13 protein-coding genes are annotated in these 15,638 nt (G+C 52.2%); 6 read left to right on the top strand and 7 right to left on the bottom strand.

Annotation, left to right across the window (positions count from 1 at the left end; genetic code table 11):
* Positions 1 to 268 precede the first annotated feature (268 nt).
* A complete protein-coding gene (locus tag TH19_RS23285) occupies positions 269 to 463 on the bottom strand; it encodes a MafI2 family immunity protein (RefSeq protein WP_473774335.1) in 195 nt (64 codons plus the stop codon).
* 547 nt (positions 464 to 1,010) lie between these two features.
* Between TH19_RS23285 and TH19_RS19870 the strand changes: the two genes are divergently transcribed.
* The 3 genes from TH19_RS19870 to TH19_RS19860 all read left to right on the top strand — a co-directional run bounded on the left by TH19_RS19870 (position 1,011) and on the right by TH19_RS19860 (position 3,782).
* Positions 1,011 to 1,886 carry a diacylglycerol/lipid kinase family protein gene (locus TH19_RS19870; protein WP_114104103.1) on the top strand — a complete coding sequence of 292 codons (876 nt, stop codon included), beginning with the start codon at positions 1,011 to 1,013 and terminating at the stop codon, positions 1,884 to 1,886.
* Between the two features lie 105 nt (positions 1,887 to 1,991).
* Positions 1,992 to 2,627, top strand: a complete 636-nt coding sequence (locus TH19_RS19865) for a DUF6962 family protein (RefSeq protein ID WP_147250800.1) — start codon at positions 1,992 to 1,994, stop codon at positions 2,625 to 2,627.
* Positions 2,628 to 2,639: 12 nt separating this feature from the next.
* Positions 2,640 to 3,782, top strand: a complete 1,143-nt coding sequence (locus TH19_RS19860) for a cyclic nucleotide-binding domain-containing protein (protein ID WP_114104101.1) — start codon at positions 2,640 to 2,642, stop codon at positions 3,780 to 3,782.
* Between the two features lie 6 nt (positions 3,783 to 3,788).
* On the opposite strand, the gene TH19_RS19855 is transcribed toward TH19_RS19860, so the two are convergent.
* Positions 3,789 to 4,958 carry a glycosyltransferase gene (locus TH19_RS19855; protein ID WP_114104100.1) on the bottom strand — a complete coding sequence of 390 codons (1,170 nt, stop codon included), beginning with the start codon at positions 4,956 to 4,958 and terminating at the stop codon, positions 3,789 to 3,791.
* Complete coding sequence (locus TH19_RS19850; RefSeq protein WP_114104099.1) at positions 4,955 to 6,154, bottom strand: glycosyltransferase; 1,200 nt, start codon at positions 6,152 to 6,154, stop codon at positions 4,955 to 4,957. The genes TH19_RS19855 and TH19_RS19850 overlap by 4 nt, the downstream gene beginning before the upstream one ends.
* Positions 6,155 to 6,298: 144 nt before the next feature.
* Here TH19_RS19850 and TH19_RS19845 point away from each other — a divergent pair, with 144 nt between their 5' ends.
* A complete protein-coding gene (locus tag TH19_RS19845) occupies positions 6,299 to 7,255 on the top strand; it encodes a fatty acid desaturase family protein (protein ID WP_114104098.1) in 957 nt (318 codons plus the stop codon).
* An 11-nt stretch (positions 7,256 to 7,266) separates the two neighbouring features.
* The gene (locus tag TH19_RS19840; protein WP_114104097.1) at positions 7,267 to 8,451 is read left to right on the top strand and encodes an SAM-dependent methyltransferase; all 1,185 of its coding nucleotides are present in this window, start codon (positions 7,267 to 7,269) and stop codon (positions 8,449 to 8,451) included.
* A 29-nt stretch (positions 8,452 to 8,480) separates the two neighbouring features.
* Here TH19_RS19840 and galE read toward each other — a convergent pair whose 3' ends face one another.
* The 4 genes from galE to TH19_RS19820 all read right to left on the bottom strand — a co-directional run bounded on the left by galE (position 8,481) and on the right by TH19_RS19820 (position 13,138).
* Positions 8,481 to 9,476, bottom strand: coding sequence for a UDP-glucose 4-epimerase GalE (gene galE, locus TH19_RS19835; protein ID WP_114104096.1), 996 nt, complete (start codon positions 9,474 to 9,476; stop codon positions 8,481 to 8,483).
* Between the two features lie 45 nt (positions 9,477 to 9,521).
* Positions 9,522 to 10,121: a class I SAM-dependent methyltransferase gene (locus TH19_RS19830; RefSeq protein WP_114104095.1), complete on the bottom strand. Its 600-nt coding sequence runs from the start codon at positions 10,119 to 10,121 to the stop codon at positions 9,522 to 9,524.
* Between the two features lie 223 nt (positions 10,122 to 10,344).
* Complete coding sequence (locus TH19_RS19825) at positions 10,345 to 12,300, bottom strand: 3-hydroxyacyl-CoA dehydrogenase NAD-binding domain-containing protein (protein WP_114104094.1); 1,956 nt, start codon at positions 12,298 to 12,300, stop codon at positions 10,345 to 10,347.
* 1 nt (position 12,301) lies between these two features.
* On the bottom strand, positions 12,302 to 13,138 hold the full coding sequence (locus TH19_RS19820) for an alpha/beta hydrolase (RefSeq protein WP_114104093.1): 837 nt from the start codon (positions 13,136 to 13,138) through the stop codon (positions 12,302 to 12,304).
* Positions 13,139 to 13,341: 203 nt separating this feature from the next.
* Here TH19_RS19820 and TH19_RS19815 point away from each other — a divergent pair, with 203 nt between their 5' ends.
* Positions 13,342 to 15,636: a bifunctional salicylyl-CoA 5-hydroxylase/oxidoreductase gene (locus TH19_RS19815; RefSeq protein WP_114104092.1), complete on the top strand. Its 2,295-nt coding sequence runs from the start codon at positions 13,342 to 13,344 to the stop codon at positions 15,634 to 15,636.
* Positions 15,637 to 15,638 lie beyond the last annotated feature (2 nt).

Below are 15,638 nucleotides of genomic sequence, written 5' to 3'. Positions count from 1 at the left end.
CCCCGCAACCAAAATGACAAACCCCGCCATCCGGCGGGGTTTTGTCGTTTTAGTCTTGGGCCAGCATTCGAACCTGCGGTATTCCTGCGTTATGAGCCTGTGCTCATAACTTGAAGGCTGAAGACGTATAGAAAACGTGCCAGTGGCACGTTTTTAGTCTGAAGGTCGAGCACGGCGAAGCCGCGCGCAGACTGCGCAGGTTCTTTTTCAAAGCCAAATTCCGGAGCAGAGTGAGCTAAACAGCGGTCATGATCTTCCATCGCACTGTTTATTCTTGCCGCAGGTAAACCCATTCAAACTCTGGCTTACAATACCTTCTTTCACCGACATCCATCGAAATAGCTTCAGTTCTTATGCAGTATCCGTCTGGATAATGTGAAATCGCAAGCGTTTCCACTTCATCATAGTTTTCTATGTCTCTTTCACTAAGAACCCCCTCAAATACATAAAAAATATGTAGCACCCTATTTTTATACAGCAGGCTATACCGCGTATATTTGGTGTAATCATGTCCAAAAGGCACCTCTGTAAGATGAGGCGCGCCTTCCAGTTCGTGTCAAATTCATTTTCCATCACGGCCTCGCTGGCACAACATGAACTTCGCCATCCTTATCGTAGAGCATTGTACCCTTTGAAACTCTCGGTCTGACTTTATCTTTGTCATCGATGTAATCGCTAATTTCAGCTCTAAAATCCACTGCCGCCGAATATTAGTGCATTTCCTTTTCATTGCTCCAAAAGGTATTCCTGTTCGTGCATGATGGTCTTTAACATCAGAATCATCACAGTCTTTGAACCTGCGTTCTTCCTGCCCAATTCTTGAATGTATCCAGATCATAAACCTGAAATAGCTTGCCTCAGGGTAGAAAAGGTTGCTTTAAGTACCTGTGTTTAGGGTGATAATAACCGACAGGTTTGAGTGACCGCAGATTTCCTGTGCATGAATAGTTTGAGGGAACGCATGCGATTGGGAATGGCCAGATTTAATTCCGCAGGGTCACAGTAAAAGAATGATCAAAAAAATACTGTTGTTCTGGAATCCCGGTGCCGGCGGTGTAACTACCGCGAAAGTCGATCACGCAATTGCCAAGCTGATCGAAGCAGGTTTTGACGTTTGCAATGCCCATACAGAAGCCAGACGGCCGACCGATGGTCCCTGTCAGAGTTATATCGAGAAGCTGGACGGACATGATGCGGTTTTGATTGCCGGAGGCGACGGAACCATCAGCAATGTCCTGAATGGACTTGGCGATCACCTGATTGTGCCGTTCGGAATTATCCCACTGGGGACAGTCAATTTACTGTCACGGGAACTTGGCGTGACATTTGGTAATTTCGAGCAGGCTCTGACACAGGGGCGTCAGCAGCAGGTGCATCTTGGTAGTATGAACGACTTACGCTTTGCCATGACAGCAAGTGTCGGTTTTGATGCGAAGTCGGTTGCACGTCTGAATGTCGAGCTTAAGAAGAAGATCGGTATATTGGCCTATATCGTCTCCCTGTTGAAAACGATCGGGGTCTGTCAGCAGGACAGCTATCAGGTGACCTGTGACGGGCAGACCCATATTGCGAAATCGGTGATTGTGATGAATGGCCAGTATTATGGCGGGTCATATCGGCTGGGGTACAAAACCGGGATTTCCAAACCCGATTTCCAGATTTACCTTTTGGGACGGAATAATTTCTGGTCAATCCTGCGATATTGCACAGCCCTTGTTTTCGGACGCCTGCATCACAGTGCGGATGTCGAGGTGGTGGAAGCAAGCCATGTGAGGATTGAAACAGAGGATACGGATTGCCCGGTGCAAGGCGACGGGGATGTTTACCTTCGATTGCCGGTCGATATCAGATCGAACAATCATCGTTATGACGTGCTGATCCCTTGAAGACGACAATGTCAGATACCTGAAACAGGCCAAGGCAGACAGTGTTTGGTGCCTTATGGAATATCAACTTTTCAGATGAAGGCGGGGCTTGGGCCCTGTGGTGATATGCTTAGTGAATTATCCTATTCGGCGCTGACCGACGTTATTCTGGCGTGTTTGCAGGCATTTGCCGCCGGTCTTATGATGCGCTCCGATATTGCAAAGAAATCCGCCGCCTGGTTTTGGGCGATTACCATGACCTTGATTGCGCTAACCTTCCTGCTAGGTGCGATTGATCACGGGTTCTTTGAGACAGCCGGGCACTGGATGCATGAACCGCTTAAAATCGCGACCCGGGCCTGTGCAGCGGTGACGTCGTTCTTTATTTGTGTTGTGGCGGCGATCCAGTTCCTTGGCCCCAAATCTGGTAAGGCTGTGATCGGGATTGCCGGTCTGGTCAATATTGCCGTGATCATTGCGATATTCATGTCCGATAATTTCTTTATCGTGATGGGAAGCTATTCGGCGGCCATGATATTGTTGCTGGCGCTGAGTTTGGTCGGGCTTAGAACCGGGACAGGATCAGTTGCGATGATTTTGGGGGTGATCATTACCTTTGTTGCTTCGTCCCTGCCGATTATCGGCTATGAGCTGTTTGCCGGATTTGGCATATATGCGACCTATCATGTTGTACTGATGCCTGCCGTTCTTTGTTTCTATCTTGGGGGATTGAAACTGGACCGTGATGTGGCGGTTTCATAAAGAGGCAAGATCATGGGGGAAAAAGTGGAAAACCACGAAGCGGCCGAAACCGGCCAAACACCGGTCAGTCTGGATGAAATTGCCAAGGTTCTTCCCGATGTACGGCCAGATACGCTTAGGACATTACATTCAATCATGCGCGTTTATCCGGCCCCGGCCGGAACACAGCTGATTACCGAAGGCGATCTGACGACGTCGTTTTACTATATTCGCAAAGGGCATGTGGTTGTTTACCGCGAAGCCCATGACGGTCTTGAAGAAAGACTGTTGGGCGATCTTCATGACGGGCGGGTTCTTGGCGAAATTTCCCTGCTGGATGGAAAGCCGCGATCCGCATCGGCGCGGGTGGCCGAAGATACGGACCTTATCGAGTTTAATCCCGCAGATATCCTTAAACTGCCAAACGGTGAAGAAATCCTGTCGGACTTGCGCGGCAGTCTTGCCGTTGCCGTAACCGGACGGATGCGCGAACAGAACGACAAATATATTGCCTCCATGGAGCGCGAGATGATCGCGATCAAGGATCAGCAGCTTTTTGGCCAGTTCTTTCTTTATACGATGGGGGTCATGGCGATTGGCATGGTCGTCAACGACATTCTGTCCAATCATGTCTTGAAGGTGAATATCTATACCCAGACATTTGCCTGGCAATATCTGATGATCATTCTGGTGCCCAGTTTCTTCGTGATCCGGAAGATGGGTATCCCGTTCAGTGAACTGGGATGGACCAAGGTCGGGTTCAAGAAATCCTTCTGGGAGGGCATTGTCTTTTCCATCATTTCGATGGCTGTGGTGTTTGCCGCGGCCTGGGCGATGGAGGAACTTGGCATCAAGGAAAAGACGCCGGCACCCTTTATTCTTGGGCCGACGCTGAGTTATTTCTTCCACAGTTTGTTGCAGGAAATGATCGCGCGCGGCTTCCTGCAATCCTCATTCCAGCGGTTCCTTAATGACAAGCGCGGCATTCGTTCAGTGGTACTGGCGTCTGTGCTGTTCGGGGTGTTCCATCTGCATTTCGGGGTGACGGCAGTGTTGATGACGGCCGTTTCGGGCATACTGTTTGGAATGCTTTATCTGCGTCATCGTAATCTGGTTGGTCCGACACTGGTGCATTTCTTTGCCGGTGGTGCCGCCTTCTGGAGCGGAATGATCTAAGACCGGTCAGACATCAGGTGATGAAAAAATCCCGTCAATCAGGGAGGTGATTTGTCGGGACGCCGTATTGGGGCGTGGCTTTACCGGATCCTGATTGCGATTGGTTTTATCCAGCAATCCGGCCAAGGCATTCAAGAACGAGTTTCTGCTTTTGAATGCCGATCCCGCCCCGTGTTTGACCACCCATTTAAGCACAGGCATTTCCTGGGGAAGTGCCATTGTACGATCCAGAAGCATCCTTTGTCCGAAATGCAGCGCCTCGCTGACGCTGCCCGGGCCAGGCTTGCCGACAAAGATATCGGAGGCCCCCAGATATTTGGCGACCTCATTGGTAAAGCCGACAATCTGATGTGGGAAGGGGATGTCCATATTGCGCAGTGTGTCAGCAAGAGCGGCGTTGCGTCCGCAAAGTAGCAGAAGTTGTGCTTGCATGGGCTTGGCGATCATTGTTTCGACAAGCTCTTTCATGCGCCAGCTGCCCTGACCACCATAGAGCATGCAAATGACCGGCATTGCCGGATCAAGGCCAAGGGCCTGTTTGGCGGCCTGTTTATCAAGCGCTGCGCTATTGTCCTGGAATGACGGCATTAACAGGATGCCTTGGGTGGGATGGACCCGCCCGGCAAGGTTTTTATAAGCACTGGCCTTTTTAAACGACTCATCTGTTCCGCAAATCGCGTGATAATCGCGTCCCTTTGGGAACCAGATATGCTGACCAAACTCGGTCCAATCCGTGATCAGAACTGCACCCTTGATCGATTGGGGGGTACCGGTGGTTTGACGATAATCTTCCACAGCATCGAAAATCACGCGGTTCAGCATCGGTAGAACACTGATGACCATATCGGGTTTTTGGGCCTTGAAATAGTCGCCGAGCCTTTGGCGTCCCTCCTTGTAGGCAAGCTTGAAGTTCAGCAGGATGCCGGCGTAATAGGTCAGGCAAAATAAGCCGGTTTTGCCTTCGCCGATGATCGTCTGGTTATAGATATCTTCCGATGTGCGTTTTGTGATGCGTTTCCAAAGATCAAGATGGGGCATCAGTTCGACATAGGGATTAACCAGTGTCGCCCGGTAACGCCCGGTTGATTCGAGAACTTCCTTTAAGGATTCAGCAGCCTTCAAATGCCCCCCGCCGGCCATCGTATAGATCACCGAGATATGCTTACGCTCTGTCATAACGGGGCCTTCTGGCTGATGGGGGCGGCATCGGGTGATTGCAAAAGATCAACGATAGAGCTGCATACATTTGCCCAGTCAAATCTTTCGCGTGCCATTGACGGCGACAGCGGCAGAGTGGACAGGGCCTTGTTCATGGCAGCCGGGATTTCCTGAACGGTTCGGTACACATGGACGTTTGGCAAATCATAGAACGGCGTGTTGGCCGGGCAATCGGGGATCACAACGTGGCGTCCGGCAACCAGTGCCTCGGCCGTGGTACTACACAGGACTTCTGACAGGGATGGATTGAAAAAGACCCGATAATCGGCAAGCGTTTCCCAGGGGCTATAGGCCGGGCCTTTGAAATGGACCGGCGCGTTGGTTCGGTGCGCCCGTTCCTGCATTTCAATTTGGTGGGGACCTTCGCCAAAGATGTCGATGGCAAGATCAAGATCGCGTGCAGTATCGATCACAACATCCAGCGCCTTTTCCCAGACCAGACGGCCCATGAAATAGACCCCTTTGTTGGCTTCTGATACCGGGGAAACGGTTTTGAAGCTGTCAAGGACACCGGTGACCTGCTGGCGCACGACCGGATGGTTCAGATCATCAAGATCAACGGCTGGTGACAATGGTGCAATGATGTCAGTGTGTTTGCGCATCAGTTGTTTGTTCCGCCATTCCACCATCTTGGCAAACAAGGCCCGATCCGGACGCCCGGGACGGCGGATATAGAAACCGTAATTGGTCATGACAATGCCAAGGATCTTATCCGCTTTCAGGTCTTTGCGCGGGCTGACAACGGGCAGCCATCCGAAATGTTCGGGTTCTTGCACCACATAATACTTGGCTTGGGGACCTGCTTTGAACGGGTCCTCGGTAATGAAGATGCTGTAGGTCGATTTTGAAAAGACACCGCGAAAGAAAAAGATCTCGGGCAGGGCAGGAACATTCATATGTTCGGCTTCTTTGCGAACCCAGTCGACTTGTTCCTGCCGGGTTTTAAACAGCTCCTTGCCCCAAAGCTTTATTTGCGATTTTCGGTCCAGCCACGGCAGGCCCAAAGCCGTCTTATGGCCAAGCTTTGCAAACCCGCCAGCATGCCAGACCGAGAATATTGATGGTCCCGTTCGCCAGGGAAGTGCCGCAGTCGAAAGCACGACAATATCGAACGGTTGATCCTTTGGGGCCTGTAACGGGCTATCGGGCGTCATGGATGGGTTTAAATACCGGATGTCATTGAATTTTAAACGATAGGTTGTATTGGACAATAAATCTATGTTGTGATTTTCTGCAAGGGATTAGGGGGAATATGATTATGAAATTTTGCGTCATTCTGTGTGGGCAATTGATTGACCATGATTGATAAAAGCTTTTTCCAGGTAAAACCCGCCATCTACTTTCGCGACCTGCTGGCCGCGATGGCGATGTGCGTTGGCGGTTTCACCCTGACGATCTATACAAGCGACTTTTTATATCTTGCGGGCTATGTTCTGTGTGTCATTGGTCTGCACCGTGCGGGGATTTTCGGCCACGAATTGGCGCATCGTCCCAATAGTAAGGCCTTGCGGGTTTTTTACTGGTTCTGGCACGTGACAATCGGCTGCATCATCATGGTGCCATCAGCCCGTTTTGCCCAGCCGCATAAAATTCATCATCAGACCGGAACTTTCAGAACCGACAAAGATCCGCAATATCTGCTGGTGCGCAGCAATCCGAAGCTTGCCGTTTTTGTCCTGTTGATCTTGCCTTTTGTCACGCCGCTTTACGGGACGTTTCAGACGCTGATTACCAGCATAGGCGGCATGGAGCTTGAAGAACGGATCGACCGGTTCTCGCAAAAATATCTGAACTTTTCGACCAGTACCCCGGTGCCCGATGCCAAGAAGAACGAGGTCGTCTGGCTGTCGCGTCTATCATTGCTGTATCTGATCGCGCTGGTCTGGTTCCTGCCGCAGTTTGTCGGGATCGTTTATGCGGTGCTGGTCGGGGCCTGGTTGCTGATCGTATTGCGCATTCCGCTGGAACATGAACTCGAAAGGCATGCCGAAAGCTCGTCCTCCGACGATCAAATGTATGACAGCTTCACGATTGAATCCCCGATTGCCGTGATCATCCAGCCCATCGGGTTCCGCTATCATACGGCCCATCACATGTATCCGGGCGTTCCGTATCATAATTTGCCAGCCCTTCACGAACATCTGAAGGCAACGATACCCGCCTACAATAATTCGGTTGTTTCATCGTATTGGGACCTGATCAAAGGGCCGAAATACCAGAAGAAGCAACTCCTGGAACAAGAGCAGAAGGTTTAGAGGGAAACATAATGAAGAATGCCATTCAGGAAATTGCCAAGGCAATGCATCACACCGATCCCGAAAGCAGCTTTGCCGTGCGCTTTTGGGATGATGATGTGTTTCAGATTGGCGATAAGCCGGCATTTACGCTTTGGTTCAAGGAGAAAGAGGCCGCTTCGAAAACGCTGGCCGATGGCTTCCTGGGCTTTGGCGAAGCCTATATGACCGGGATGCTTGATGTTGAAGGTGACATGCAGCTTCTGTTCAAGCTCGGTTTCAGGGTTGGCTATACCGAATACAAGATGTCCTGGAAGGCCAAGCTGAACATTCTTGTGCAGTATTTCCTTAATCAGAATACGCTTAAGGGATCGAAGAAAAACATCAGCCACCATTATGACGTCGGCAATGATTTCTACGAACGGCTGCTTGGCCCGACCATGGCCTATACCTGTGCCTATTACAAAGACCCGAACAACACCCTTGAAGAAGCCCAGACCAACAAATTTGATCTGGTGTGCCGCAAATTGCGCTTGCAGGAAGGTGAAACGATTGCCGATCTTGGCTGCGGCTGGGGGGGCTTGTTGATCCATGCCGCGCAGAATTACGGTGTTACCGGTATCGGTGTTACCGTGTCACGCGAACAGGTCGAATATGCCAACAAGAAAATCGCAAGCTTGGGTTTGCAGGATAAAATCCGGGTCGAGCTGAAAGATTACCGGGATGTCGAAGGCGTCTTTGACAAGGTGGTGTCAATTGGCATGCTTGAGCATGTCGGGCTTAAATTTCTGCCGGTATTTTTCGCCAAGGTGAAGCAAATCCTGAAGCCCGGTTCACTGGGCTTGATCCACATGGTTGGCAATGACGAGCTTCATAATGCCGATCCCTGGACCGACAAATACATTTTCCCGGGCGCGCAGGTGCTTGATATCACGAACATTATCAACGGTATCTGCAAAAAGAAAATGAACGTCATCGACGTTGATAACTTGCGGATGAACTATGAACTGACCCTGTTCCATTGGCTTGACAACTTTAACGCCAATGTCGACTGGATCCGCGAACATTACGACGAAGAATTTGCGCGTCGCTATTACCTGTATTTCCAGGTCAGTGCGGCGTCATTCCGGTATGGCGAAAACCGGTTGTTCCATGTCCTGTTCTCGAACGGTTTGAAGAACGACATGCCTCTGACCCGTGAATATATGTATCAATAACCGGAAATATCCGGACACCGAACCGGGGATTAACCCTTCCCGGTTCGGTGATGCCGATACCAGTTCAGCGCCGTCTTGATGATATTGTCCAGGGAGCTTTGGGTTGGCGTCCAGTCAAGATACCGGTTTGCCCGGGTTGCTGATGCATAAAGGGCCGGGACATCGCCCGGGCTTCTTGCGGTCACGGAATGCGGCACGTCATGACCACTTAGTCTTTTGATGGTATCAAGGATGTCTTTGATCGATGTTCCGGTGCCGGTCCCAAGATTAAACGCCGATGACGCGCCACCATTTTCAAGATAGGTCATGGCATTGACATGTGCGGTCGCAAGATCGTTGACATGAACGTAATCGCGGATCGCCGTACCATCGGGCGTGTCGAAATCATCACCAAAAATCTGCAAGGCCGGGGCCATCCCCAAGGCCGCCTGAATCGCCAGCGGGATGATATGGGTCTCAGGCGTGTGATCCTCACCAATCTCAAGGTCGGGGTCTGATCCGGCCGCATTGAAATAGCGCAGGGCAACCCATTTCAGATCGGATGCGTTTCCAAGGTCACGCAAGGCCTGTTCGACAAACAGCTTCGAGCGTCCATAAGGCGATTGCGGGTCTTTTGGGGTGCTTTCATCAATCGGAAGAGACTTGCAATCGCCATAGACGGCACAAGTCGAAGATACAACGATGTGCTTGACCCCGTGACACTGCATCGCATCAAGAAGACGCAATGAGCCAAGGCAATTATTCACATAATATTTCATCGGATCGGCAACCGATTCCCGCACATAGGCACTGGCGGCAAAATGCATGACCAAGTCGGGATGACGTTTGGCAAAGGCATCATTCAGGTCATCGGGGTTGGTGATATCCCCCAAATGCAACGGTCCCCATTTGACGAAGCGTTCATGTCCGGTGCTCAGATTATCGAAAACAATCGGAATATGCCCGTTCGCGTGAAGGGCTTTGCAAACGTGGCTGCCGATATATCCAGCGCCACCGGTAACCAGGACTTTTTTCTGTGTGCTCATGCCGTTGAATTCTTACCTTGACCGATGAAGTGGATGAATTCCCGCTTAGCCCTGTTTGGCAAGCTTCGAAACGAAATGAAACTGGCGGTCTATCACGTGCCCGACAAGGCCCGGCCAATAGCGCAAGGGATGTACCATTGCGCTTTCGCGCAGTCCGGAACGCTCAAAGATCGATTGCCATTGTTTCGATGACAGAAAGTTGTAGGGCAAAGGCACACCGGTTCCGGCATTGCCCATCCAATCAAGAAAGGTCAGCATCCGATGGTCCCACCAACTGTCGGCAATGTGGTCTTTGACAATGACCGATTTGCGCGCGACACGGCCGGCTTCTTTCAGGATTGCGGTTGGATCATCTGTGTGATGAAGCATATCAACACACAAAACCACATCAAATGACTGATCGGGAAACGGGATGGTTGTACCGTCATAGGCAGAAACCGGAATGGCGCAATCAGGCTGAACCACAACATCAACGCCGGTTATATCCCAGTCGGGATTCCCTTGTTTAAGCCGCATGGCAAGCTGCCCGTGACCGCACCCCATATCAAGAATGGAAAGCGGACCCTGATCAAGCACCTGCGTGATGGCTGCAATGATCCCGTTTTGCCGCGGCTGATCTGTCCAGGTAATGAGGGGGCGTATCATAAAGCCGCAACCTTGTTCGCAAGATGTCCCATTTGCCGTGCTGCCATTAAGGGATAAACTTTGGCGATTATCCCTTAAATATTTGTAACGGAAAGGTTTAATTGCGTTTGTTCGAAGGAAAACGGTCGGGTGAGCTGAAATCACGCAGTTCTGGCGATACAGAGGACGGCCGATGATCGGGAAAGGCAATATGTTGTGACATGCTGCCTTGCCCGACTGAGTATTACTTTCGGGTCAGGAACATCGGCCCGCCTTTGTGGCGGGGAAAGCCATATCCGTTGATCATGACGACATCAATGGCATCGGGGCTGTTGGCGATGCCTTCGCTCAGGATTTTGTCGCCTTCATTGCGCATGGCGCTAAGGATCGTATCGATGATTTCATCATCGGTGAAATTGCGTCGGGCGATGCCCTTTTTCTCTGATTCTGCAATCACAAGTGCATCAACCTCCGGGTCCGGTTGGGCTTTGCCATTTTCGTCATAGCGATACCAGCCAAGACCGTTCTTTTTGCCAAAACGTTCCAGCTCGCACAGGTAATCACCAAGCGCGACATAGCGTTCCGCGATCCCGCGGAACGGTGCAAGGCGTTTGCGGGTGGCCCAGGAAATTTCAAGTCCGGCCATATCCTGCATGGCAAACAAGCCCATCGGGAAACCGAATGCGACCATTGCCGCATCAATCTGATGGGGAAGGGCACCATCTTCGAGCATATATTCACAATGCTTGCGATAGGCCGACATGATGCGATTGCCGATAAAGCCGTCGCACACTCCGCATGGCACAGAAATTTTGCCAAGGGCACGACCAAAGGCAAAGGCAGTTGCAAGGCTTTTGGCATCGGCCCGCGTGGTGCGGACGATTTCAAGAAGCTTCATGATATGGGCGGGCGAGAAGAAATGAAGCCCGATCACACGCCCCGGATTAACGCATTTTGCCGCGATCTCGTTGATATCAAGATAGGACGTGTTGGACGCCAGAACCGCATCGGGTTTGCAATGTTCGGACAGTTTGCCAAACACATCATGCTTAACGCCCATATCTTCAAAGACGGCCTCGACCACCAGATCGGCCGTACCAAGGGCGGCATAGTCGGTATTGGTTGAAAGGGCAGCCATTAACCGGTCAAAGCGATCCTGATTGATCAATCCGCGCTTAAGGCTTCCTGACAGATGCTTTTCGACGGTGTTGCGGCCATTGGCACAGGCTTCTTCATTGCGTTCAATGATAATGACATCAAATCCGGCCAGAAGGGACGCGGTCGCAATGCCGGCCCCCATGATACCGCCGCCGATCACACCGACTTCGGTAATCGTTGCCGGTTCAACGCCATCAAGTTCAGGCAGCTTGCCAACCGAACGCTCGGCAAAGAAGATATGACGAAGCGCTTTTGACTGATCACTGTCGCGCAATTCAACGAATTTTGTGCGTTCAAATAGAAGGCCCGCCTCCGCACCATTTTCAATCCCATGTCGAATGGCGTTGATGGCGGTAACCGGCGCGATTTGACCGCGGGCCTTCTTGCTGGCCGATGCAATGATTTCGTCCCATTCCGCGCTATCGGGTGCATTGACCGGGATACGATCAACAAGGGCGACCGGCATATCCCGATCAAGGATGGTCTGGGCAAAGTCCTTGGCAGCGTCAAGCAACGCGCCGTGGCAAATCGCATCAATCAGGCCAATCTCGTTGGCCTTGGTGCTTGAAACCGGTTTGCCAGACGTAATCATGCTGATGGCCTCGGTCACAGGAACCAGACGCGGCAGGCGAACTGTGCCGCCTGCACCGGGGATCAGGCCCAAATTGACTTCAGGAAGGCCAAGCTTGGCCGATTTGTCGGCAATCCGGTATTGGCAGCCAAGGGCAACTTCAAGCCCGCCGCCCAGTGCATGGCCGTGAATGGCGGCAATAACCGGTTTGGTCGTGGCTTCAAGCCGTTTGATAACATCGGGCAGGATCGGGTCTTTGGGGGGCTGGCCAAATTCCGTCACATCCGCCCCGGCAATAAAGGTTTTGCCTTCGCAGATCAGGATGCCCGCCTTGATCGCGGGATCTCCGTCGATCTGATCAAGGGCATCAACGATACCGGCGCGCACCGAATGGCTGGTTGCGTTGATCGGGGGATTGTTGATCGTGATAACGCCAATATGGCCTTCGCGTGTTAGGGTGACGATGCTCATATCAGTTATCCTCATCCGAGATCGGGCTCAGAAGGCATGCCGTAAGATCAGACTCGGGATCGGCAAGATCGGCAATCACATCGAAATGATGCTTGTCCGGTGCATGAACCGAACGGGTCGATGCGCCAAGCCCGGTCCAGACATTGGCAAGCAGGTCATTCTGACGGACAAATTCCGGGCGTTCATCCGCACCAACCCAGCACGTGATCGAGCAGGGTAGGGTCGGCTTCAAAAGGGCCGCACTTTCAATCGCGGCCTCTTCTTCATCAAGGCCAAGAACATCATTCATCGACGTGTTTAAAAGTGGACGCAAATCATGCAGGCCGGAAATTGAAACCGTATTTTCAACCCGTGCCAGAATACCCGGTGCCAAAGGCGAGGTGTTTGATACCATGCGGCTGACAAGATGCCCGCCCGCAGAATGGCCGGTCAGATGAATGGGACCGGAAATGCGGCCAGCGACATGATTGATTGCCGATGCAACCTGACGGGTGATCTGGGACAGGCGGGCATCCGGGGCAAGCGTATAGCTCGGCATGCAAACCGCCCAGCCTTTGGCAACTGCGCCATTGGCAAGATGCGACCAGCTTGATTTGTCAAACGCCTTCCAATAACCGCCATGGACGAAAACGACCAGACCCTTGGGCGTGCCTTCGGGCAGGAACAGATCATATTTTTCGCGATCTGCCGTGCCATAGGCGATATCAAGTTCGGCGCGACCATCGGTGATCAGGGTGTCGCGGAACCGGGATGATAGTTCTGTCCACATGCCCGGAAAGGTTCCGGCATTGGCAATATGGTCGCCATTGGCATAGGCATCATCCCAGTCGGTAATCATGTGCTTTCATCCCTGATCTTTTGGTGTGGTGGCACGTATCGCCCGGATCATAAGGGCGTGCGCATTTCGTTTATAGGCCAAATTCTAGGCAAATCCGAAGATATTTCAAACTTAAAATATTTGTGCTTGAAATAAAATAAAACGAGGCGTACCGTTTTATCAGTTTCCCGAAACAACCAAACAAATCAGGAAGGGAAAAGCTGGTGAGAGTAGCTTGTCTGGGTGGTGGTCCTGCGGGACTGTATTTTGCAATCTCGATGAAATTGCGTGATCCCGCCAATGAGGTGGTGGTGATCGAACGCAACAAGCCCGACGATACGTTCGGTTGGGGCGTGGTGCTGTCTGACGAAACTCTCGACAATCTTGCGGTCAATGACGCCAAAAGTGCCGAGGCCATTCGCGCCAACTTTTCCTATTGGGATGATGTCGCGGTTCAGTATCGCGGCGAAAAGACCGTTTCGACCGGGCATGGTTTCTGTGGAATTGGCCGCAAAAAGCTTTTGATCCTGCTTCAGGAACGTGCGCGTGAACTGGGTGTCGATCTGCGGTTCGAGACCGAGGCCGAAAGTGCGGCAACCTACGCCAAGGAATATGACCTTGTCGTTGCCTGCGACGGGTTGAATTCCAAGACCCGCACCGAATTTGCCGACCAGTTCCAGCCCGATATTGACACTCGTAAATGCAAGTTCGTCTGGCTGGGCACGCATCAGAAATTCGATGATGCCTTTACCTTCATCTTCGAGCAGACCGACAAGGGCTGGGTTTGGGCGCACGCCTATCAGTTCGATAACGAAACCGCGACCTTCATTGTCGAATGTTCGCAGGAAACCTGGGACGCATACGGCTTTGGCGAGATGTCCAAGGAAGAGTCGATTGCAACCTGCGAGGCGATCTTCAAGGATCATCTTGGCGGTCATCCATTGATGAGCAACGCCCACCACATTCGTGGTTCGGCCTGGCTGAGTTTCCCGCGCGTTCTGTGCAAAAGCTGGTCGCATGAAAATATTGTCCTGATGGGCGATGCTGCGGCGACCGCGCATTTCTCCATCGGATCGGGCAGTAAGCTTGCCCTTGAAAGTGCGATCGCACTGGCAAACTATCTGCATTCCGAACCGGACATGAAATCGGCCTTTGCCAAGTATGAGGACGAGCGTCGCCTTGAAGTTCTGCGTTTGCAGTCGGCCGCGCGCAACTCGATGGAATGGTTCGAGGAGATCGAGCGTTACTTTGATTTCGATCCGGTGCAGTTCACCTATTCGCTTTTGACCAGATCACAGCGCATCAGCCACGAAAACCTTCGCCTGCGTGATGCAAACTGGGTCGAAGGCGCAGAAGGCTGGTTCCAGCGCACGGCAGGACTGCCTGCGTCCGAGCCGGTTCGCCATCCGATGTTTGTGCCCTTCAAACTCCGCGATATGGAACTTAAAAACCGCATCGTTGTTTCGCCGATGGCCCAGTACAAGGCGGTGGATGGCTGCCCGACCGACTGGCATTTGATCCATTACGCCGAACGTGCCAAGGGCGGTGCAGGTCTGGTCTATACCGAAATGACCTGTGTTTCGGCCGATGGCCGCATCACGCCGGGTTGTCCGGGTGTTTATGATGATGCGCATGAAGCGGCATGGAAACGGATTACCGATTTCGTCCATGCCGAAACCGATGCCAAAATTTGCATGCAGATCGGTCATTCCGGGCGCAAGGGCTCAACCCAGCTGGGTTGGGAAGAAATGGATGCCCCGTTAAAAGACGGTAACTGGTCGCTTTTGTCGGCATCCGCCATTGCCTGGTCGGACCGCAATGCGGTGCCCAAGGCAATGACGCGCGAAGACATGGATATGGTCCGTGACCAGTTCGTCGCGGGGGCCGAAATGGCCGATCGCGCCGGATTTGACATGGTCGAGGTCCATGCCGCGCACGGTTATCTTCTGTCATCCTTCATCAGCCCGGTCAGCAATACCCGCGATGATGAATATGGCGGATCGCTTGAAAACCGGATGCGTTACCCGCTTGAGGTTGTTAATGCTGTTCGTGCAGCATGGCCTGCGAACAAGCCGATGTCGGTGCGTATTTCAGCCAATGACTGGGTCGGTGATGCTGGTGTGACCCCCGAGGAAGCGGTCGAAATCGCCCGTATTCTTCAGGCCAACGACGTTGATATCTGTGACGTTTCTGCTGGTCAGACGACCAAGGATGCCCGTCCGGTCTATGGGCGCATGTTCCAGACGCCGTTCTCGGACCGTATCCGTAACGAAGCCAAAATGGCGACCATGGCGGTGGGCAATATTTACGAACCCGATCACGTCAACTCGATCCTGATGGCGGGGCGTGCAGACCTTGTTTGTCTGGCCCGTCCGCATTTGGCCGATCCATACTGGACGTTGCATCAGGCGGCCAATCTTGGCAATCGAACCGAAAACTGGCCAGCCCCTTATTATGCCGGACGTGATCAGATGTGGCGTCTTTCTGAACGTGCCGATGTCATGACCGGAAAGGTGTAATT

This window comes from Thalassospira profundimaris (assembly GCF_003326675.1).
GTDB classification, from domain to species: Bacteria; Pseudomonadota; Alphaproteobacteria; order Rhodospirillales; family Thalassospiraceae; genus Thalassospira; species Thalassospira aquimaris.
This window is presented reverse-complemented; position numbering and strand designations above follow the sequence as displayed.

Bases quoted from the DNA above. Each gene is read 5' to 3' on its own strand.
- TH19_RS19840 (WP_114104097.1), top strand. From the start codon at position 7,267: ATGAAGAATGCCATTCAGGAAATTGCCAAGGCAATGCATCACACCGAT.
- TH19_RS19850 (WP_114104099.1), bottom strand. From the start codon at position 6,154: ATGACGCCCGATAGCCCGTTACAGGCCCCAAAGGATCAACCGTTCGAT.
- TH19_RS19830 (WP_114104095.1), bottom strand. From the start codon at position 10,121: ATGATACGCCCCCTCATTACCTGGACAGATCAGCCGCGGCAAAACGGG.
- TH19_RS19870 (WP_114104103.1), top strand. From the start codon at position 1,011: ATGATCAAAAAAATACTGTTGTTCTGGAATCCCGGTGCCGGCGGTGTA.
- TH19_RS19855 (WP_114104100.1), bottom strand. From the start codon at position 4,958: ATGACAGAGCGTAAGCATATCTCGGTGATCTATACGATGGCCGGCGGG.
- TH19_RS19820 (WP_114104093.1), bottom strand. From the start codon at position 13,138: ATGATTACCGACTGGGATGATGCCTATGCCAATGGCGACCATATTGCC.
- galE (WP_114104096.1), bottom strand. From the start codon at position 9,476: ATGAGCACACAGAAAAAAGTCCTGGTTACCGGTGGCGCTGGATATATC.
- TH19_RS19825 (WP_114104094.1), bottom strand. From the start codon at position 12,300: ATGAGCATCGTCACCCTAACACGCGAAGGCCATATTGGCGTTATCACG.
- TH19_RS19860 (WP_114104101.1), top strand. From the start codon at position 2,640: ATGGGGGAAAAAGTGGAAAACCACGAAGCGGCCGAAACCGGCCAAACA.
- TH19_RS19865 (WP_147250800.1), top strand. From the start codon at position 1,992: ATGCTTAGTGAATTATCCTATTCGGCGCTGACCGACGTTATTCTGGCG.
- TH19_RS19845 (WP_114104098.1), top strand. From the start codon at position 6,299: ATGATTGATAAAAGCTTTTTCCAGGTAAAACCCGCCATCTACTTTCGC.